Origin of the sequence: Streptomyces ziwulingensis (assembly GCF_039542605.1) — a bacterium.
In the GTDB taxonomy this organism is placed as follows: domain Bacteria; phylum Actinomycetota; class Actinomycetes; order Streptomycetales; family Streptomycetaceae; genus Streptomyces; species Streptomyces ziwulingensis.
This window is the reverse complement of the sequence record NZ_BAABIG010000002.1, coordinates 59200-78896: the sequence shown is the minus strand read 5'-3', so window position 1 is coordinate 78896 and position 19697 is coordinate 59200. Positions and strand designations below refer to the sequence as shown.

The following is a 19697-nucleotide window of genomic DNA, read 5'->3' as shown; positions in this document are numbered from 1 at the left end:
GAGGGCGGGCCGGCTCGGCCCGAGCGGTCCGGGCCGGCCGGCACTCTAGGCGGGCGGCGCGTGGCGGGGGCGTTCCGCCAGCAGGCGGGAGCCGGTGAGGCGGTCGCCGAAGGCGTCGTCGGGGTTGGACAGGACGCAGGTGTCCAGGGAGAGACAGCCGCAGCCGATGCAGTCGGTGAGATGGTCGCGCAGGCGGTTGAGCTGCTTGATGCGTTCGTCCAGCTCGGCCCGCCAGACCTCGGAGAGATGCGCCCAGTCGTCCCGGGTGGGGGTGCGCTCCTCGGGGAGTTCGGCGAGCGCACCCCGGATCGTGGCCAGCGGGATGCCGACGCGCTGGGCGGCGCGGACGAAGGCGACCCGGCGCAGGGTGTCACGGCAGTAGCGGCGTTGGTTGCCCGCGGTGCGGCGGCTGCGGATCAGGCCCTTGGCCTCGTAGAAGTGCAGGGCGGACACGGCGGCACCACTGCGCGCGGCGAGTTGGCCGACCGTCAGCTCGTGGATCGTCTCTGGGATCTGGGGCACCTCTCGGAGCCTACTCAACCGCACCCGCGGCCCGGTCACGTCCGTTGACAGGGACCGCCCGGCCGACCATGCTAAGCAGTTGCTTAGAGATGTCCTTACGTGGGAGGCCGGAACACCATGGCAGAGCCGAGGATCTTCACCTCCGCCGACGATCTGAAGGCGGCGGTGGGCGAGCGACTGGGGTACACCGACTGGCTGGAGGTCGACCAGAAGCGGATCGACCTCTTCGCCGAGGCGACCGGCGACCACCAGTGGATCCACGTGGACCCGGAGCGGGCCGCGTCGGGCCCGTTCGGCACCACCATCGCGCACGGCTATCTGACGCTGTCCCTGCTGCCCCTGTTCGGGCCGCAGCTCATCCGCGTCGAGGGCGTCACGATGGGCGTCAACTACGGCACCAACAAGGTCCGTTTCCCCTCCCCGGTGCCGGTCGGCTCGCGGCTGCGCGCCACGGCGACGCTCTCGGGCGTCGAGGACGTCAAGGGCGGCGTCCAGGTCACCCTCGCCTTCACCGTGGAACGCGAGGGCGGCGACAAGCCGGTCTGCGCCGCGGAGTCCGTCTCGCGCTACTACCTCTGACCGGCGCCTCGGGCCTTCGACCCCACCATGCGCAGCACGAGGTCGGCGTAGAGCGCGCCGACCTCGTCCGGCGTCCGGGAGCCGTTGACGTTGAACCACCGGGCCACGTCGATGCAGAGGGAGAGCACGGCCAGCGTGGTGCCCTTGACGTCGGGCACCTCGAACTCGCCCGTGGCCACGCCGTCCTCGATGATCCCGCGCACCTCGGCGTCGCACCGCCGGCGCAGCGCGACGATCTCGGCGCGGGCCTCGGGCCCGAGCGCGTCCAGTTCGTACTGCACCACACGCGCGGTGGTGCGCCGCCCCGCGTGCCAGCCGACGAAGGAGCCGACCGCGTCGGCCAGCCGCTCGGCGGCGCCGCCCTCGCCCCGGGCCGCGGTGCGCAGGATGTCCAGCGCCCGCTGGTGGCCGATCCGGCTGATGCGGTGCAGCAGCTCTTCCTTGGTCTTGTAGTGGATGTAGAGCGCCGCCGGGCTCATCCCGGCCCGCCCCGCGATGTCCCGGGTGGTCGTGGCGTGGTAGCCGCGCTCGGCGAAAGCCTCGACCGCGGCGACCAGCAGCCGCCGGGCCGCGTCCGGGGTGACCTCGCCCCAGGGCTCGGTCTCGCCGCCCCTGGTCTCCTCCGCCGTACTCATCGCCTCGTGGCCCCTTCCGGTGACAGGAGGTCCACCATACCGCCGAAGCTGAGCGGGCGCTTAGGGAGTGTGCCGGACAAGATCGCCGGCCGGTCCGCGGGAGCGGCTCACAGCTTCTCGAAGGGGTCGTGTTCGGCGAGCAGCTTCTCCAGCCGGGCCTGGTCGACCCGGCTGACGATCTGCCCGGCCTCCTGCCGGTCACGGATGATCTTCGCCAGGGTGAAGGCGGAGGTGACGAGGTAGAGGACGGCGATGGCGAGGAAGCCGCGCACCCAGGCGTCGGCCTCCAGCCGGAAGATGCCGACGGCGGTCGCGGCCATGGCGACCCCGAAGGACGCGACGGCCTGCCCGTAGAAGGCGGCGGTGTTCTGCTGCTTGACCGGTGTCTCGCTCATGCCCACAAGCATCGGCGGAGCCGGCCGCGACCACATCCGCCGACGTACTCAGGTCAGGTACTCAGCCCCTTACCGCGCGGCAGGCGCTCCGGATCAGGCACTCCGGATCAGGCGCTCCGGGTCAGGTCTCAGAAGGCGGACACCCCGGTCAGCGCCCGGCCGATGACCAGCTTCTGGATCTGGCTGGTGCCCTCGTAGAGGGTCATCACGCGGGCGTCGCGCAGCAGTTTGCCCGCCGGGTACTCGTCGATGTAGCCGTAGCCGCCGAAGACCTGGAGGGCGTTGTTGGCGGCGCGGACGGCGGCCTCCGAGGCGAAGAGCTTGGCCTTGGAGGACTCCACCGTGAACGGCTGACCGCGGTCGATCAGGTCGGCGACCCGCCAGGTCAGCAGCCGGGCGGCGTCCACGTCCACGGCGATGTCGCTGATCAGCTCCTGCACCAACTGGTGCCGGGCGATGCTCTTGCCGAACTGCTCGCGCTCACCCGCGTACCGCACGGCCGCGTCCAGCGCGGCCTGGGCTATGCCGACGCACCCCGCCGCCACCGACATCCGCCCCTTGGCCAGCGCCGACATGGCGACCGAGAAGCCCTTGCCCTCGGGGGCGAGCATCGCGGCGGCGGGGACCCGGACGTCCTCCAGGACCAGTTCGGCGGTGGCCTGCCCGCGCAGGCCGAGCTTGCCGTGGATGGTGCGCCGGGTCAGGCCGGGGGTGTCGGCCGGCACCAGGAAGGCGGAGACGCCCTTGTGGCCGGGGGCGTCGGTGGAGCGGGCGAAGAGCAGCACGACGTCGGCCCAGGTGCCGTTGGTGATGAACATCTTGGTGCCGTTGATCACGTAGTCGTCGCCGTCGCGGACCGCCCGGGTGGTGAGGTTGCCCGCGTCGGAGCCGGTGCCCGGCTCGGTGAGGCCGAAGCAGCCGACGTACTCGCCGGAGGTCAGACCCGGCAGCCACCGGCGCTTGTGCTCCTCGTCCCCCCAGGCGGCGATGGTCTTGGCGACCAGGCCGAGGGAGACGGAGACGATGCCGCGCACCGAGGAGTCACCGCGCCCCAGCTCCTCCGTCACCAGGCAGTAGGCGAGGTGGTCGCCGCCGGAGCCGCCGTACTCCTCGTCGACGGTCAGACCGAGGAAGCCGACCCCGCCGAGCTTTCGGACGATGGCCCGGTCGACCTCTTCGGCGCGGTCCCAGGCCACGACGTGGGGAGCGATCTCGCGCTCCACGAAGTCCCGGGCCAGCTTCCGGACGGCGGTCTGCTCCTCGCTGAGCTCCAGGTTCACGACGGGCCACCTCACACGGAGAAGAAAATTAGCACTGCTAGTTTACGGTCGCAGCCCTACTATGTGCGCCATGGCCCGACCGCGCAAGCCCCTGCTCAGCACCGACCGGATCGTCGCGACGGCCCGTGCGCTGGTGGACGCGGAGGGCCTCGCGGCCGTCTCCACCCGCCGGCTCGCGGCCGAGCTGGGGGTCAGCGGGCCCTCGCTCTACAACCACTTCCGCACCAAGGACGAGATCCTGGAGGCGGTCGCCGACTCGGTGAGCGCGCAGGTCGACCTGTCGATGTTCGAGGACGGCCGGCCCTGGCGGACCGCCCTGCACGACTGGGCCGTCTCCTACCGGGCGGCCCTGCGCGACCACCCGAACATCGTCCCGGTCCTCGCCCACGGCCCCGGCCGCCGCCCGGCCGCGCTGCACCTCGCGGACGCGGTGTACGGCGCGATGGTCGCGGCGGGCTGGCCGCCGGCGCAGGCCACGTCCATCGGCGCGCTGATGCGGTACTTCATCATGGGCTCCGCGCTGGGCTCCTTCGCCGGGGGGTTCGTGGACGACGCGAGCGCCTACGACCCGGCCGACTATCCCCATCTCCAGAAGGCGCACCTGCTGGCCGACCAGCAGGAGAAGATCGACGAGCGGGCCTTCGAGACGGGGCTCGCGGCGCTGCTGGACGGGCTGGCCGGGCAGTACGAGCGGGTCGCGGGCGTCTGAGCAGGGGGCGGGCGTCCGAGCAAGGGGCGGGCGTCCGAGCAGGGGTCTGGCGTCCGAGCAGAGGTCGGGCGCCTGAGCAGGGGGCTGGCGGGGACCGTTCGGTGATCGTCGAAGAGTGCCTGCCGCATGCTGGGCACATGACCACCAGGGACCCCGGTGCGGCCGGGCTGGCACGGCTGGCCGGGCTGATCGCCGACGAGACGCGGGCGGTGTGCCTGCTGGCGCTGCTCGACGGGCGGGCGTGGACCGCCGGTGAGCTGGCCCGGCACGCGGGCGTGGCCGCCTCGACGGTCAGCGAGCACCTGGGGAAGCTGGTCGCGGGCGGCCTGCTGGCCGAGGAGCGGCAGGGGCGGCACCGGTACGTGCGCCTCGCCGACGCGCGCGTCGCGCACCTGGTGGAGGACCTCACCGCCCAGGTCGTACCCGGGGCCCCGCGCCCGGCTTCACTGGCCGCGGCCGGCACCCGGTCGGCGATGGCCCGCGGGCGGACCTGCTACGACCATCTCGCCGGGCGGCTCGGCATCGCGGTGACGGACGCGCTGACCGCCCGGGGGCTGCTGCGGCAGGACACCGGGTTCGCGCTCACGGACGCGGGGCTGGCCTGGTTCGACACGGCCGGCATCCCGCTCGCCCGCACCGGGCGCCGACCGCTGGCCCGTGCCTGCCTGGACTGGACCGAGCGGCGGCCGCATCTCGCCGGTGTGGCCGGCGCGGCGCTGTGCCGGCACGCGCTGGACGCGGGCTGGTGCGTGCGCGTCGGTTCGGCGCGGGCGGTGCGGGTGACGGCGGCGGGCAGGCGCGCGCTGTCGGAGTCGCTGGGCGTCGAGGCGGCGGCGCTCGCCTGACCGCCCCGTTGCTCGCGGTCTAGAAGACCACCAGCGCCCGTCCGCCCTTGCCGGCCAGCATGTTCTCGAAGGCCGCCGGGATGCCGTCCAGGGCGATGCGTTCGGTGACCAGGGCGCTGAGGTCGAGGCGGCCGGCCCGGACGTGATCGGCGAGGACGGGGAGGTCGCGCACCGGGTCGCAGTTGCCGTACACGCAGCCGGCCAGGGTGCGGCCCCAGTGGAAGATCTCCAGGGCGTGGAAGGTGACCTGCTGGTCCTTGCCGCCGATGCCGACCACCGTGGTGCGGCCGCCGCGCCGGGTGGACTCCCAGGCGGCCCGGATGGTGACGGCCCGGCCGACGCACTCCACGGACACGTCCACGCCCTGCTTGCCGGTGAGGGCGCGGATCTCGCGGGGGGTGGTGTCGGAGGCGACCAGGTAGTCGGTGGCACCCGCGGCGCGGGCCAGCTCCTCCTTCGCGGGGGAGACGTCGACGGCCACGATCTTAGAGGCGCCCACGATCCGGGCGGCCTGGAGGGTGGCCAGGCCCACTCCCCCGACGCCGAAGACGGCCACCGTCTCGCCCTCGCGCACCCGGGCCGAGTGGTGGACGGCGCCGTATCCGGTGAGGACGGCGCAGCCGAGCAGGGCGGCGTCGGTGAGCGGGACACCGGCCGGGGCGGGCAGCACGCACCTGCCGTCCACCACCGTCTCCTCGGCGAACGCGGCGACGTTCAGACCGGGGTGCAGGTCGGTACCGTCGTCGGTGCGGCGGGCGTGCACGTGCGCGGCGCCGGCCAGGGCGTTCGCGCACAGCCAGACCTCGCCCAGCGAGCAGGCGTGGCAGGTGCCGCAGGACGGCGCCCAGTTGAGGACGACGTCGTCACCGGGGGCGACGTGGGTGACACCGTCGCCGACGGCGAGGACGGTCCCGGCACCCTCGTGGCCGAGGACGGCCGGCAGCGGCAGCCGCATGGTGCCGTCGGACAGGGACAGGTCGGAGTGGCAGACCCCGGCGGCGACCAGCCGTACCCGGACCTGGCCGGGGCCGGGCTCGGGCAGGTCGATCTCGGTGATCTCCAGCGGGGAGCCGATCGCGGGGACGACGGCGGCACGGACAGCCATGACGGAAGCAACTCTCCTGGAACCGGCGGGACCAGAACTGGTGGGACCAGGACGGAAGGGACCGCATCTGGCGGGACCAGCGCTGGAGGGACTGGAACTGGCGGAACGGGAATGACGGGAGGCGCGGGGCTAGGGCGTGTTTCGCCCTAGAACTGGAGGGACTTGGTCTGGAGGTACTCGGACAGGCCGTGCGCGCCCAGTTCGCGGCCCACGCCGGACTGCTTGTAACCGCCGAAGGGGGCCAGCGGGTTGAACCGGCCGCCGTTGATGTCGACCTGGCCGGTCTCCATGCGGCGGGCGAAGGCGACCGCCTCGGCCTCGTCCCCGGCCCAGACGGCCCCGGCGAGACCGTACACCGTGCCGTTGGCGATCCGCAGGGCGTCGTCCTCGTCCTCGTAGGCGAGGATCGTCAGGACCGGGCCGAAGATCTCCTCCTGGGCCACGGTCATCTCGGGCGTGACGTCGGCGAAGACCGTGGGGCTGACCCAGTAGCCCTGGTCGCGCGGGGCCTCGGGGCCGCCCGCGACGAGCCGGGCGCCCTCCGCGACGCCCTTCTCGATGTAGCCGCGCACCCGCTGCTGCTGGCCCGCGTTGACGACCGGGCCGATGCGCTCGCCGTACTTGGCGGCGGCGGCCGAGGCCAGTTCGACGGCATCTGCGTAAACGTCGCGGTGCACCAGCATCCGGGTCCAGGCGCTGCACGTCTGGCCCGAGTTGGACATGACGTTGGCGACGCCGACGTTGACCGCCTTGGCCAGGTCGGCGCTGGGCAGGATGACGTTGGCGGACTTGCCGCCCAGTTCGAGGGCGACGCGCTTGACGGCGGCACCGGCCGCCGCGCCGATCCGGCGGCCGACGGCGGTGGAGCCGGTGAAGGAGACCATGTCGACGCCGGGGTGCTCGGCGAGCGCCTGCCCGGCCACCGTGCCGACGCCGGTGACCAGGTTGAAGACGCCCGCGGGGACGCCGGCCTCGTGCACCGCCTCCGCGAAGAGCTGGGCGACCAGCGGGGTGTCCTCGGCGGGCTTGAGCACCACGGTGCAGCCCGCCGCGAGGGCGGGGGCGACCTTGGCGACGATCTGGTGCAGCGGGTAGTTCCAGGGGGTGATCGCGGCGACCACCCCGATCGGCTCCTGGTGGACGACCGAGTTGCCCACCTTCTCCTCGAACGGGTACGAGGCCGCCAGTTCGGCGTAGGAGCCCGCCACCGCGATCGGCGCGCCCGCGTGCACCGCCTGGGAGAACTTCAGCGGCGAGCCCAGCTCGGCGGTGACCGTCTCGGCGATCTCGTCCTTGCGGGCCACGAGGGTGTCCCGCAGGGCGGCGAGCCGTGCGGCGCGGTCGGCGGGCGGGGTGGCGGCCCAGCCCGGCAGGGCGGCGCGGGCGGCCCGCACGGCCGCGTCCACGTCCAGGGCGCTGCCCGCCGGGACCACGGCGATCACCTGCTCGTCGGCCGGGTTCACGACCTCGATCGTGTCCTTGCTCTCGGCGGGCCGCCAGGCGCCGTCGATGTACATGCCGTCGTGTGCCTTCATGGCGTTCCCTCCGGGCGGGCCTCGTCGTCCGAGCCCCAAACTAGCGCCGATAGTTTTTCTCCACCAGTGCCGGTCGTGAGGCGCGGCTCACCCCGGCCCCGCGGTGAGTGTGGCGTACGCGGTGGGCGGAGCGGCGGTCAGCCACGCCACGCACACCCCGGCGTTCACGGTGTTCCCGGCGTTCCCGGCGTTCCCCGGCCTGCGACGCCCCCGGCGGGTGCCGCCCCGCGCAGCGCCACGCCCGAGGAGAGCAGGAGCAGGGCGCCGAGCATGACGAAGGGCGCGGCGACCCCCGCGACCCCGGCGACCAGGCCCGCCCCGGCGGGTGCGGCGACCTGGCCGAGCCGGTTGCCGGTCAGCCGCAGGGCGAGGGCGGTGGAGCGGGCCTCGTCCGGCGCCGCCCGGACCACGGTGGTCATGGACAGCGGCTGGCCGACGCCGAGGCAGAACCCGAGGCCGGCGAGGATCGCGCCCAGTGCCAGGACCGGGACCGGCAGCGCCACGCCCGCGCACAGCAGCGCCGCCAGCAGGCAGGTCACCGTGAGCAGCGGGGTGCGGCCCACCGCCCGCAGCAGCGGCGTCAGCACCAGCCGGCAGGCGATCGTGGCCGCCGCCCGCAGGCTGAGCAGTACGCCCACCGCGGCCGGCGCGATGCCCCGGTGCTCGCCGACCACCGGCAGGTACGCGGTGAGGACGTCGGTCGCGGAGAGCACCGAGAGGCTGATGAGCATGCCCGCCGGCACCCCGCGCGCCCGCAGGATGTCCGTGACGGGCACGTGCGCGCCCGCCTTCGTACCGGCCGCCTGATCCGTACGGTGCTCGACGCGCCACAGCGACGTGCAGGCCACCGCCGCCCCCGCGCCCGCCACCAGCAGGGCGATCGCGCTGCTGTGCGCCATGTCGTGGCCGCCGATGAGCGCGCCGGCCGCGACCGGCCCGACGAGCTGGCCGAGGGAGGCCCCGATGGTGAAGTGGCCGAAATTGCGGTCCTGTTCACGCGGCGCGGACTGGCGGGCGACCAGCGACTGCGCCCCGATCACGAAGCACAGGTGCCCGAGGCCCATCACGCCGCTCCACAGCGCCATCGCCCACAGGGACCCGGCCAGACCGCTGAAGGCGCAGCCCCCCGCGATCAGCACCACGCCGAAGGGCAGCAGCGGCGCGTAGCGGCCGTGGTCGGTACGGCGGCCCAGTGGCACCGCCGCGAAGAGCGGCAGCAGCGCGTACACACCGGCGATCACCCCGACCGCGCGTTCGTCCGCGCCCAGCGCGAGGGCCCGGTAGGAGACGGCGGGCCGGGCCATCGACACCGCCGACTGCGCGAGGGCGAAGGCGATGACGAGCCGGAGCAGCCAGCCTCGTGTACGGGGGTAGGGACGCACGTCAGACGATGCCGAACAGGAGGCCCGCGCCGAGAACGACCAGGGAGGTCAGGGCGGCCCACTTCACCACGAACCGCGTGTGGTCGCCGAACTCGACCCTGGCCATGCCCACCAGCACGTACACGGCCGGGACGAGCGGGCTGGACATGTGCAGCGGCTGGCCGACGATCGAGGCGCGGGCGATCTCCAGGGTCGGCACCCCGTGGGCCCGGCCGGCCTCGGCGAGGACCGGGAGGACACCGAAGTAGAAGCCGTCGTTGGACATGAAGTAGGTGAGCGGCAGGCTGAGCACGCCGGTGACCAGGGCCATGTGCGGGCCCATGCCCTCGGGGATGGCGCCCACCAGCCAGTCGGCCATGTGATCGACCATGCCGGTGCCGGTGAGGACACCGGTGAAGACGGCGGCGGCGAAGACCATGCCGGAGACGTTCAGCACGTTGTCGGCGTGGGCCGCGATCCGGGCCTTCTGGTCGGGCATGTGGGGGAAGTTGACGGTGAGCGCGAGGGCGGCGCCGAGCAGGAACAGCACCGGGATCGGCAGCAGCTCCATGATCATGCTGGTGAGCAGGCCCACGGTGAGCACCGCGTTGAACCAGTACAGCTTGGGGCGCAGGGTGGGGCGGTCCGGGGCGAGGCCCCGGAAGCCGTCGTCGGCGTCGTCCCGGTCGGAGCCGCCGCCGGCGCCCGGGTGCGAGGAGGCGGGGTGCCGCTCCGGGCCACCGGAGGCCCCCGCGCCCCCGGCCCCCACCAGCACCATCTCCTTCTCCGTCTCCTTCTCCGTCTCCTTCTCCTTCTCCCTTCCCGTCTCCGTCTGCTTCTCCCCCACCAGCACCGCGTCCAGCGTCAGCGTGCCGACCCGTCGGCGCTCGCGCAGGCCGAGGACGTAGGAGAGGACGAGGACGAAGAGCAGGCCCGCGGCGAGCGCCGGGATCATCGGGACGAAGACGTCGCCGGCGTCGACCTTCAGGGCGGTCGCGGCGCGGGCGGTGGGGCCGCCCCAGGGCAGGGTGTTCATCACGCCGTTGGCCATCGCGGCCACCCCGGTCAGCACGACGAGGCTCATCCTCAGCCGCTTGTACAGCGGGTACATCGCCGAGACCGTGATCATGAAGGTGGTCGACCCGTCGCCGTCCAGGGAGACGATCGCGGCGAGCAGCGCCGTACCGACGACCACGCGCATCGGGTCGGCCCGGCAGAACCTCAGGATCGCCCGGACGATCGGGTCGAAGAGACCGACGTCGATCATGACGCCGAAGTAGACGATCGCGAACATGAGCATCGCCGCGGTGGGGGCGAGGCCGGACACGCCGTCGATGACGTAGTCGCCGAGGTGGGCGCCCTTGCCGACGATCACGCAGAACAGCGCGGGAATCAGCACGAGCGCCGCGATCGGCGACATCTTCTTCAGCATGATCAGGACCAGGAAGGTCGCGATCATGGCGAAGCCGAGGAGGGTCAGCATGGAGGAGTACCTAACGTTCGCCCTTGAACATCCCGCCGGAGGCCGGCGGTGCGACGACGCTAGGTGCCGTGAAGCGGCGTTAACAAGACGTTGACAACCGAGCAATAAGCGCAGAACTCCAGGTCACGGGGTGGTGTCGAGCGCGACGGGTACGCCGTTGAGGACCGCGTTGCCGGAGAGCGGGTCGAGCAGGCTGCCGTCGAGGAGCTGATTGACGTTGACGCCGGGATCGAGGGCGGCGTGGGCGAGCCGGGTGCCGGGCCGGTCGTGGCCCCAGCCGTGCGGCAGGCTCACCACACCCGGCCGGACCGCGTCGGTGACCTCGGCGGGGACGGTCACCTCTCCCCCGGCGCCCTTCACCCGCACCACCGCCCCGTCCGCGACGCCCAGCCGGGCGGCGTCCTCGGGGTGCAGATGCAGGGTGCAGCGGTTGGAGCCGCCGGTGAGGGCCGGGATGTTGTGCATCCAACTGTTGTTGGAGCGCAGGTGGCGGCGGCCGATCAGGACCAGTCCGGCGGGCCGCTCCGCCAGCGCCCGGCGCAGCCGGGGCAGGTCGCCGGCGATCGGCCCCGGCAGCAGCTCCACCTTGCCGCTGCGGGTCTTCAGCGGCTGCGGCAGGCGCGGGCGCAGCGGACCGAGGTCGATGCCGTGCGGCTGGGCGAGCAGCTTCTCCAGGGTCAGCCCGTCGGGCCGTACGCCGAAGCCGTCGCCGTAGGGGCCCAGGCGCAGCATCAGGTCGAGCCGCCGCTCGGGGCCGTCGGCGCCGGTCAGCAGCGCGGCGAGGGCGCGCGGGTCACGGCCGTACGCCGGGGAGTGCGGCTCGGTGACCGCCTTGCCGAGGGTCTGGGCGATCACCGTCGCGTCGACGGCGCCGGGGTCGGTGCCGTGCCTGCCGGTCGCCGCGAGGATCAGCCGGGCCAGGATCTCCGTCTCCGCCGGGCGGCCCGGCTCCAGCGGTACGGCGGGCCGGGTGTAGCGGACCTGGTGGCGTACGGCGAGGGTGTTGAGGGCGAAGTCGTGGTGCGGGCTCTGGGCGGGCGGGGGCGGCGGCAGGACGACGTGGGCGTGGCGGGAGGTCTCGTTGAGGTAGGGGTCGACGCTCACCATGAAGTCGAGGGAGCCGAGCGCCTTGTCGAGGCGGGCGCCGTCGGGGGCGGACAGTACCGGGTTGGCGGCGATGGCGACGAGCGCGCGGACCGGCTCGCCCTCGGCGGTGGCGGTGTCGATCTCCTCGGCGAGCGCGGAGAGCGGCAGTTCCCCCTTGGCCTCGGGGTGTCCGCTCACCCGGGAGTGCCAGCGGCCGAGCGCGAAGCCGCGGCCCGGTCCGGCGGGGCGCGGGGACTTGTCGGTGGCGGCCTGCGGGAAGAGGGCGCCGCCGGGCCGGTCGAGGTTGCCGGTGAGGGTGTTGAGGACGTCGACCAGCCAACTGGCCAGGGTGCCGTGCGGGACCGTGCAACTGCCGATGCGGCCGTAGACGGCGGCGGTGGGGGCGGCGGCGAGTTCGCGGGCGAGGGCGCGGGTGGTGGCGGCGTCCACGTCGCAGGCCGCGGCGACCGCCTCCGGGGTGAAGTCCCGGAGCGCGGCCCGCAGTTCGCTGACGCCCTCGACGTGCGGGGCGAGCACGCCGAGGTCGGTCAGGCCCTCGGCGAACAGCACGTGGGCGACCGCCGCGAGCAGCAGGGCGTCGGTGCCGGGGCGGATCGGGACGTGCCGGTCGGCGAGTTTCGCGGTGCGGGTGCGGCGCGGGTCGATCACGGTGAGGGTGCCGCCGCGCGCTCTGAGCGCCTTGAGCCGGCCCGGGAAGTCGGGGGCGGTGCAGAGGCTGCCGTTGGACTCCAGCGGGTTGGCGCCGATGAGCAGCAGGTGGTCGGTGCGGTCGAGGTCGGGCACCGGGATGGCGTTGGCGTCGCCGAAGAGCAGCCCGCTGGAGACGTGCTTGGGCATCTGGTCGACGGTGGAGGCGGTGAAGACGCTGCGGGTGCCGAGCGCGGCGAGCAGGACGGACGGGTAGAGGCCGCCGGCCACGGTGTGCACGTTGGGGTTGCCGAGGACGACGCCGACGGCGTGCGGGCCGTGCCGTTCGACGACCGGCGCGAGGCCCGCGGCGACCGCGTCGAACGCCTCCTCCCAGCTCGCCTCGCGCAGCTCGCCGTCCCGGCGCACCAGTGGGGCGCGCAGCCGGTCCGGGTCGGCGTCGACGGCGCCGAAGGAGGCGCCCTTGGGGCAGATGAACCCCTGACTGAAGACGTCGTCGCGGTCGCCGCGCGCGGCGGTGACGCGGGGGCCGTCGAGGGTGAGGGTGAGGCCACAGGTGGCCTCGCACAGGGGGCAGATGCGCAGGGCGGTGCGGGACACGGGGTCCTCCCGGTGGGCGGCGGCGGTGGCGCTCGGACATGGGACCGGCCCTGAGCATACCGACCGGTACGCATGCTGGGGAGGCTGTGCGAAAGGCGGTTCCGGACGACCGGTGCTCGCCCCCCTCGCCCCCGGCCTTCAGTCGAGAACCCGCCCCAGATACGCCCGCAGCAGCTCCCGTGCCTCCTCGATGATCCGCTCGTCGCCGTCGGGGGCGACCCGGAAGGCGAGCTGGACCAGTGTGTCGGCGGTCTCGACGGCGACCAGGAAGACGCGGCGCAGGTCGTCGTCGGGGTGGCGGTCGAGGCGGCCGGAGAGCAGTTCGGTGAGGCGGTCGGCGACGCGGTGGTTGGGCGCGGCCCGCGGATCGCCGACCGGTATCTGGTTGCCGAAGTCCACCAGCGAGAAACCGGGCGCGGTCCGCTTCATCTCCAGGTACTCGTCGAGGACCACGTCCAGCGCCGCCCGCCACCCCCCGTCACCGCCCCCGGCGTCGTCGCCGTCCGCTCCCTCGGAGAGCCGTTCGGTGACCCGCCGCGTGTACCGCTCCAGGTTGCGCTGGGCCAGCGCGTCGGCCATCTGCCGCTTGTTGCCGAAGAAGCGGTACACCGAACCGATGGGGACCTGCGCGCGCAGGGCGACGGCCCTGGTGCTCAGCCCGTCGTAGCCGACCTCGTCGAGCAGGTCGGCGCAGGCGTCGAGGATGCGGGTCAGCCGTTCGGCGCTGCGCCGCTGCACGGGGGCGCGGCGCAGCGGGGTCGCGTGGGGAGGCACGCTGCTCATGATGCCTCCCGGTCCGCGCCGGGCGCACCGCGGCCTCCCGGGACCGGGCGCGCGAACGCGCCCCCGGTCCCGTCCCCGCCGGCCGCGGGAGAGGCCGCCGCCGGTTCCGACGCGGTGATGTCCGCCGTGCTCTGCACGGGCCGGCCGTCCACCGCCCAGACCGTGCCGTCGTCGGCGTACAGGCGGGCGGTGACGTGGTGGGTGCCGCGCGGCACCAGGCCGGGCGCGAGCCGGTGGCCGGGGCCGCGGAGCCGGCCGACGAGGCCGCCGTCGACGTAGAGGTGCGCGAGGCCCCGGCCGGCCACCGCCCTGGCCGGCGTACCGGCGGGCGAGAAGCGGAAGCCGCGGACGGACAGCCGCACCGCCCAGCCGCCGTCGGCCTCCGGCTGCACCTCGACGCCGACCTCGGGCGCCCCTTCGCCGTCCACCTCGCGCAGGCGCCGCCCGTCCTCGTCGGTGGCCTCCAGGAGCCGGCCCGCGGCGGCGGACGGCAGCGCGCGCTCCGGCCCGTCCGCACCACCGGAGCCGCAGCCCGCGAGTCCGGTCGGCAGCAGGACGCAGACCGCGAGCGCGGCGAGTGATCTCCGCGTCCACGACATGCCGGTGAGCGTAGAACAAAGGTCCGACCGTGCGGATCCTCTTCGAACCCTCGGGGTCGGGTTCCGGCCGTCCTTCCGCAGGCGGACGGCGGGCCGGGCGGACCTCTTGCGCGCGGGAAACCGCAATCCTACGGTGTTGCATAGGAATCAGTGGGGCGAGGCGCGAGGGAGCGAGCATGAGCGGGGACGCGCGGAAGGCCGCGGCGGGAGCGGCGTATCTGACCGGCTTCGGCAACGAACACGCCTCCGAGGCCGTGCCGGGCGCGCTGCCCGAGGGCCGCAACTCGCCCCAGCGGGCGCCCCTCGGGCTGTACGCGGAGCAGCTCAGCGGCACGGCCTTCACCGAGCCGAGGGCGCACAACCGGCGCTCGTGGCTGTACCGCGTCCGCCCCTCGGCCGCGCACCCGCCGTTCACCCGCGCGGACAACGGCCGGGTCCGTACCGCGCCCTTCACCGAGGCGGTCCCCGACCCCAACCGGCTGCGCTGGGACCCGCTGCCCGCCCCGGGTCCGGGCACGGACTTCCTGGCCGGCCTGTGGACCCTCGGCGGCAACGGCGACGCCACCCGGCGCGCGGGCATGGCCGTGCACCTCTACCACGCCACCGCCTCGATGGACCGCGTCCTCAGCGACTCCGACGGCGAGCTGCTGATCGTCCCGGAGCGCGGTGGGCTGCTGCTGCGCACCGAGTTCGGAGCGCTGCACGCCGAGCCGGGGCACGTCGCGCTCGTCCCGCGCGGGGTGCGCTTCCGGGTGGAGCTGCTGGACGACACCGCCCGCGGTTACGTCTGCGAGAACTACGGCGCCCCCTTCCGCCTGCCCGACCTCGGCCCGATCGGCGCCAACGGGCTGGCCGCCGCCCGTGACTTCCGGGCGCCGACCGCCGCGTACGAGGACGTCGAGGGCCCGGTGGAGGTGGTCAACAAGTTCTGCGGGAACCTCTGGACGGCCGTCTACGACCACTCCCCCCTCGACGTCGTCGCCTGGCACGGCAACCTCGTCCCGTACGTCTACGACCTGCGCCGCTTCAACGCCCTCGGCTCGATCTCGTACGACCATCCCGACCCGTCGGTCTTCACGGTGCTCACCTCGCCCTCCGACACCCCGGGCCTCGCGGGCGTGGACTTCGTGGCGTTCGTGCCGCGCTGGCTGGTGGGCGAGGACACCTTCCGGCCGCCGTACTTCCACCGCAACGTGATGAGTGAGTACATGGGGCTGATCGAGGGCGCCTACGACGCCAAGACGGCCGGGAAGGGCGGGTTCGTGCCGGGCGGCGGCTCGCTGCACAACATGATGTCGGCGCACGGCCCGGACCGGGAGACCTTCGACCGGGCGAGCGCGGCGGAGCTGGTGCCGCAGCGGATCGACGACGGGCTGGCGTTCATGTTCGAGACCCGGTGGCCGGTGACGCTGGCGCCCCAGGCGGCCGGCGCGGAGCACCTGCAACCGCGCTACGACGAGGTCTGGCGGGGCCTCGCGCGGCACTTCCGCCCCTTGCGGTGACCCGGGCGGGCCGGTACGGATGACAGCCGTGACCTCCTTCGCCCCGGACTCCGTCGTCCTCAACCGCAAGCTGCCGCTCTGGTACCAGGTCTCGCAGTCGCTGCGGGCCTCGATACTCGGCCGCTCACCCCAGGACCCGCTGCGCCTGCCCACCGAGGAGCAGCTCGCCGGGCACTACGGGGTGAGCGTGCTGACCATGCGGCAGGCCCTGCGGGAGCTGGAGGACGAGGGGCTGATCTCACGCCACCGCCGGCGCGGCACGTTCATCGAGCCGCACGTCCGGCGGGCCGCGCCGGTGCGGCTGCTCGGCTCGGTGGACGCGATCGTGGCCCAGCAGTCGGGGATGCGCACCGAGTTGCTGGCGCACGGCAGCGGGCCGGTGCCCGCGGGGCTGGGCGACTGCTTCCCGGACTTGGCCGAGGTGGCCACGTACCACCGGCTGCGCGGCGACGAGAAGACGGACGAGCCGACCAACCACGCCCGCAACTACGTCCGTCCCGAACTGGCCGCCCGCATCGACCCCGACGACCTGACCCGCTGGCCGATGACCAAGGTGCTGCGGGACGTGGTGGGCGTGGGCATCGGCCGGATCACGGACACCGTGGAGGCCCGGCTCGCCGACCCGGAGACGGCCCGGCTGCTGCGGGTCCCGCTGCTCAGCCCGATCCTGCACTACACGGGCATCACCCGGGACACCGCCGGGCGGGTGCTGGACGTGGCGGTCATTAACTACCGCGGCGACCGTTTCGCGTTCACCGTCACCCTGGACGCCCAGTGAGACCGCCCCCGCCCGTCGTACGATGCCAGGCGTGACGCACGACGACGACGCTCCGCCGCTGGCGGACCTCATGCCGTGGTCCGTCGCACCGCCGCGGCTCGGCCGGGGGTGGCCGACGGCGCCCGACGTGACGTCCCTGAAGGCGCGCTGGGACGCCCTGCTGAAGGCCGGGGGGCCGGACCGCGAGGCCCTGTTCGAGCCCACCCGGTCGCGCACCCTGCACACGCCGGTCGGCCAGCTCCCGGGGGTCACCGGCGGCACCGGGAGGCTGGTGCGCGCCTCGGGGCCGTGCCCGGAGCCGGTGCGCGTGCTGCGCGCGCCGTTCGACGAGCAGTGGCTGATCCCGGACCACCGGCTGATCGACGCGGCCCGCCCCGAGCTGTGGCGGGTGGCGGACGCGCGGCAGGTCTTCGTCGTGGAGACGCCCGACCCGTCCGGCGCGCTGCTGGCGACCTCGCTGCTGCCGGTCTTCGGGCCCGGCCGGGTCCGCCCGCTGCACCGGCGCCCCGGCGGCGCGGAACCCAACCTGGCGCCCGGCCTGCTGGATCACCTGGCCGCCCAGCTCGGCCTGCGCCCCGACCCGCTGGACTTCCTCGCCTGGGCCTGGGCGGCGGTGCGCCCGGGCCCGGTGGTGCCGCTCACCTCGGACGCCGCACTGTGGGAGCGGGGCGTGGCCCTGGGCCGCCGCGCGCTGTGGCTGATGCGGCGCGACGGCGAACGCCCGAGGCTGCCGGGCGGCCGCCGCCCGTACGTCCGCGCCCCGCTGCCCCCGCGCCCGCTGACCCTGCGCTACGACCCGGACGAGGAGGCCCTGTACCTCGACGAGGGCCGGGTCTCCCCGGTGCCGCCCGGCGCCTGGGAGTTCGAGGCCGGCGGGGAGCGGGTGCTGGAGCGCTGGTTCGCCGCCCGGACCGCCGAGGGCGAACCGGGCACGCTCGCCTCGATCCGCCCCGCCGCCTGGCGGCCGGAGTGGACGTCCGAACTGCTGGAGCTGATCACGGTGCTGGCCCTGCTCGCGGAAGTGCTCCCGCGGCGGGCGGAGTTCACGGTCACCGCCCCCCTCACGGCCACCGAACTGTGCGAGGCGGGCGTCCTCCCGGTCCCCCGCTCGGCGCGCGGCCCCGCCTCGGTGCTGGAGGGCCGGGAAGAGGGCCCCGAGGGTCAGCTCGCGCTGCTGTGACGGGCCTGCCCTTCGGGTGGCACGGGTGCCGGGGTGCCGCAGTGCCGGAATGACGTGGAGCGTCCGCGCTCAGGGTGCACACCGGAGCGTCGCTGCGTGCCGTGGGGATGACGGGCTACGAGTGCGCGAGGCGACGCCGGACGGTGTGACCGCGAGAGCGCGGAGGCTCAGTTGCCGAACAGTGAACGGCGCAGTCTGCGCAGCGGCGCGAAGAGCGAGACCCGGCGCACTCGGGCGCCCCTGCCGCTGCGGTCGTGCGCGGTGTCACGCGCGGTCAGCTCCACGATCAGCGAGGTCGCCTCGACCGTCTCGCGCTGCGGGACGGCGGGACCGCCGAGCACCGAGAGATGGCGGTCGAGACGCGAGCTGGTCGCGCTGCTCCCGCAGGTGATCGCAGGGACCCGTGCCCTGCTGCGCACTGTTATCTGTTCCATGTCACTCCCCACCCGTACGAGGCCACCCGGCCCGGGCAGGGTAACCCTATCGCCCCAGTGGGGCTCGCGTGTATCGCGGTCACAGGATTCACCTTCCCCGTAAGGGTGTTGACGATCACTCGATGAATCCGGCTCAATTCAGGGCGAGTTGGACAACCGGGCCGCCGAGGGGCCGGACCGGCCCGGCCGGCGACCGGGCTGCCGCTCAAGGGGGCGGTGAGCGGGTGACCGCCGACCGCCCCCGTCTTCGGTGACGCGCGAGGGGGAGACCCCGACGGACGGGACCTCCCCCTCACCTCCCGGCACGTACTCCGGGTCGCACTCCCCCTGACGGGGTGTCCGGAGTCCCCTGGCGGGGTGCCGGATCAGGCGGCGCTGTTCAGGGCCGGCAGGTAGCCGCCCGACTGGCCGGCCGCCGTCGGGTGGTAGGACTCGCCGACATCGAGCCAGTTGACACTGTGCAGCCAGGAACTGCCGGAGCAGATCTCGTGGCCGGTGAACGGGGTGCGGACGTCGGCGAAGGTGAAGCCGTGCGCGGCGGAGCGGCGGGCGAGGACGGTGTTCAGGTGGTCGGAGGCGTCGTTGACGGCCTTCCGCTTCGCCTCGGAGAGGCCGAGGCAGGTGGCGCCGAGCTTGTAGAAGCGGGGGTAGCCGAGGACGACGACGTGGGCGGCGGGGGCCTTGCCGCGGATCGCGGTGTACACGTTGTCGAGATTGCCGGGGAGCGTGGAGTCGATGTACGCCCGCGCGGTGGCGATCCGCGACAGGCAGTTGCTGTCGGACTGGAGCACACAGGTCGTCATGACGTCGGCGAAACCGGCGTCGTTGCCGCCGACACTGATCGAGACCAGGTCGGTGGCGGAGCCGAGCGGGGCGAGCTGTCCGGCGAGAACATCACCCGTACGGGCGCCGGAGCAGGCGGTGAAGGCGAAGGACGAAGGTGAGTTGGCGTTGGCCCAGAGCTGGGGGTACGCCTTGGTGCTGCGCTTGCAGTCACCGCTGGCGGCGGTGTAGCTGCCCGCGCCGACACCGGAGGAATAGGAGTCGCCGAGGGCCACATAGGGCCCGGCGGCAGCCGATTCGGCGGCCTGCGCGGAACCGGCCCCGGTGAGGGCGGCGCACACGGCCAGGAGGACGGCACTCAGGAAACCGACAAGTCGGGAACGTCTCATGGAACCTCCCTTTAGCAGGTTCTCTGCCGCAACCGTGGTACCAGCTACGCGTGTTGACAGGAAGTGCGCATGCCAAAACTGACCCGATCGGAGGCGGTGCGGACGCAAAGGCCGTCTTGACGGTCCCCGGCGACTGCGCGACTCTGAGCCCCGGCATCAAGGGCTCATTCAAGGGCTTCAGGGGGCAAAGCGGATCTGTCCGATGATCGGATACTGATCGGAATATGTCGTTCCATCAGTACGGATGACAGCAGAACAACGAAAAGGTGAGGGCTCGTTCCCGCACTTGCCATACAGGTTGAATCGTCAATACCGTCGTACATCTCGCCCGCACCGGTACGCCGGCAAGCGGCTCCAGGGGAGGGCTCAGGGACCGCGGCGGACCAGGGCGAGGCGCGGTAGGGGGGTGCCGTGCCCGGTGATGTGACCGTCTCCGGGCCGGTCG

19 protein-coding genes are annotated in these 19697 nt (G+C 73.7%); 6 read left to right on the top strand and 13 right to left on the bottom strand.

The window, feature by feature from the left end:
- Positions 1 to 45: 45 nt before the first annotated feature.
- Positions 46 to 522 carry a redox-sensitive transcriptional activator SoxR gene (soxR, locus tag ABEB00_RS00955; RefSeq protein WP_345616798.1) on the bottom strand — a complete coding sequence of 159 codons (477 nt, stop codon included), beginning with the start codon at positions 520 to 522 and terminating at the stop codon, positions 46 to 48.
- 117 nt (positions 523 to 639) lie between these two features.
- On the opposite strand from soxR, the gene ABEB00_RS00950 reads away from it, so the two are divergent.
- Positions 640 to 1101 carry a MaoC family dehydratase gene (locus tag ABEB00_RS00950; RefSeq protein ID WP_345616797.1) on the top strand — a complete coding sequence of 154 codons (462 nt, stop codon included), beginning with the start codon at positions 640 to 642 and terminating at the stop codon, positions 1099 to 1101.
- On the opposite strand, the gene ABEB00_RS00945 is transcribed toward ABEB00_RS00950, so the two are convergent.
- The 3 genes from ABEB00_RS00945 to ABEB00_RS00935 form a co-directional block, all read right to left on the bottom strand.
- The gene (locus tag ABEB00_RS00945) at positions 1092 to 1736 is read right to left on the bottom strand and encodes a TetR/AcrR family transcriptional regulator (protein ID WP_345616796.1); all 645 of its coding nucleotides are present in this window, start codon (positions 1734 to 1736) and stop codon (positions 1092 to 1094) included. The genes ABEB00_RS00950 and ABEB00_RS00945 overlap by 10 nt on opposite strands.
- A gap of 107 nt (positions 1737 to 1843) precedes the next feature.
- Positions 1844 to 2131, bottom strand: coding sequence for a YiaA/YiaB family inner membrane protein (locus ABEB00_RS00940; protein WP_345616795.1), 288 nt, complete (start codon positions 2129 to 2131; stop codon positions 1844 to 1846).
- Positions 2132 to 2259: 128 nt separating this feature from the next.
- Positions 2260 to 3411: an acyl-CoA dehydrogenase family protein gene (locus tag ABEB00_RS00935; RefSeq protein ID WP_345616794.1), complete on the bottom strand. Its 1152-nt coding sequence runs from the start codon at positions 3409 to 3411 to the stop codon at positions 2260 to 2262.
- 70 nt (positions 3412 to 3481) lie between these two features.
- Between ABEB00_RS00935 and ABEB00_RS00930 the strand changes: the two genes are divergently transcribed.
- Together ABEB00_RS00930 and ABEB00_RS00925 are read left to right on the top strand one after the other, a co-directional pair.
- A complete protein-coding gene (locus ABEB00_RS00930; protein ID WP_345616793.1) occupies positions 3482 to 4120 on the top strand; it encodes a TetR/AcrR family transcriptional regulator in 639 nt (212 codons plus the stop codon).
- A gap of 137 nt (positions 4121 to 4257) precedes the next feature.
- Positions 4258 to 4965: an ArsR/SmtB family transcription factor gene (locus ABEB00_RS00925; RefSeq protein ID WP_345616792.1), complete on the top strand. Its 708-nt coding sequence runs from the start codon at positions 4258 to 4260 to the stop codon at positions 4963 to 4965.
- Positions 4966 to 4984: 19 nt separating this feature from the next.
- On the opposite strand, the gene ABEB00_RS00920 is transcribed toward ABEB00_RS00925, so the two are convergent.
- The 7 genes from ABEB00_RS00920 to ABEB00_RS00890 all read right to left on the bottom strand — a co-directional run bounded on the left by ABEB00_RS00920 (position 4985) and on the right by ABEB00_RS00890 (position 14186).
- A complete protein-coding gene (locus tag ABEB00_RS00920) occupies positions 4985 to 6070 on the bottom strand; it encodes a Zn-dependent alcohol dehydrogenase (protein ID WP_345616791.1) in 1086 nt (361 codons plus the stop codon).
- A gap of 146 nt (positions 6071 to 6216) precedes the next feature.
- Entirely contained in the window at positions 6217 to 7605 is a 1389-nt protein-coding gene (locus tag ABEB00_RS00915; protein WP_345616790.1) for an aldehyde dehydrogenase family protein, read from the bottom strand.
- A gap of 164 nt (positions 7606 to 7769) precedes the next feature.
- Entirely contained in the window at positions 7770 to 8987 is a 1218-nt protein-coding gene (locus ABEB00_RS00910) for an MFS transporter (RefSeq protein WP_345616789.1), read from the bottom strand.
- Between the two features lies 1 nt (position 8988).
- A complete protein-coding gene (locus tag ABEB00_RS00905) occupies positions 8989 to 10449 on the bottom strand; it encodes a CitMHS family transporter (protein ID WP_345616788.1) in 1461 nt (486 codons plus the stop codon).
- Between the two features lie 123 nt (positions 10450 to 10572).
- Positions 10573 to 12804, bottom strand: coding sequence for a molybdopterin oxidoreductase family protein (locus tag ABEB00_RS00900; RefSeq protein ID WP_345616787.1), 2232 nt, complete (start codon positions 12802 to 12804; stop codon positions 10573 to 10575).
- 138 nt (positions 12805 to 12942) lie between these two features.
- Entirely contained in the window at positions 12943 to 13587 is a 645-nt protein-coding gene (locus tag ABEB00_RS00895) for a TetR/AcrR family transcriptional regulator (protein ID WP_345616786.1), read from the bottom strand.
- Positions 13584 to 14186: a hypothetical protein gene (locus ABEB00_RS00890; protein WP_345616784.1), complete on the bottom strand. Its 603-nt coding sequence runs from the start codon at positions 14184 to 14186 to the stop codon at positions 13584 to 13586. The genes ABEB00_RS00895 and ABEB00_RS00890 overlap by 4 nt, the downstream gene beginning before the upstream one ends.
- Positions 14187 to 14362: 176 nt before the next feature.
- Between ABEB00_RS00890 and hmgA the strand changes: the two genes are divergently transcribed.
- The 3 genes from hmgA to ABEB00_RS00875 are packed head-to-tail and all read left to right on the top strand — an operon-like array spanning position 14363 to position 17646.
- The gene (gene hmgA, locus ABEB00_RS00885; protein WP_345616783.1) at positions 14363 to 15688 is read left to right on the top strand and encodes a homogentisate 1,2-dioxygenase; all 1326 of its coding nucleotides are present in this window, start codon (positions 14363 to 14365) and stop codon (positions 15686 to 15688) included.
- 28 nt (positions 15689 to 15716) lie between these two features.
- Positions 15717 to 16466: a GntR family transcriptional regulator gene (locus tag ABEB00_RS00880; RefSeq protein WP_345616782.1), complete on the top strand. Its 750-nt coding sequence runs from the start codon at positions 15717 to 15719 to the stop codon at positions 16464 to 16466.
- Positions 16467 to 16488: 22 nt separating this feature from the next.
- Positions 16489 to 17646, top strand: a complete 1158-nt coding sequence (locus ABEB00_RS00875; RefSeq protein WP_345616780.1) for a type ISP restriction/modification enzyme — start codon at positions 16489 to 16491, stop codon at positions 17644 to 17646.
- Between the two features lie 167 nt (positions 17647 to 17813).
- On the opposite strand, the gene ABEB00_RS00870 is transcribed toward ABEB00_RS00875, so the two are convergent.
- Together ABEB00_RS00870 and ABEB00_RS00865 are read right to left on the bottom strand one after the other, a co-directional pair.
- A complete protein-coding gene (locus ABEB00_RS00870) occupies positions 17814 to 18080 on the bottom strand; it encodes a hypothetical protein (RefSeq protein ID WP_345616778.1) in 267 nt (88 codons plus the stop codon).
- Positions 18081 to 18445: 365 nt separating this feature from the next.
- Complete coding sequence (locus ABEB00_RS00865; protein ID WP_345616777.1) at positions 18446 to 19252, bottom strand: SGNH/GDSL hydrolase family protein; 807 nt, start codon at positions 19250 to 19252, stop codon at positions 18446 to 18448.
- Between the last annotated feature and the right edge of the window lie 445 nt (positions 19253 to 19697).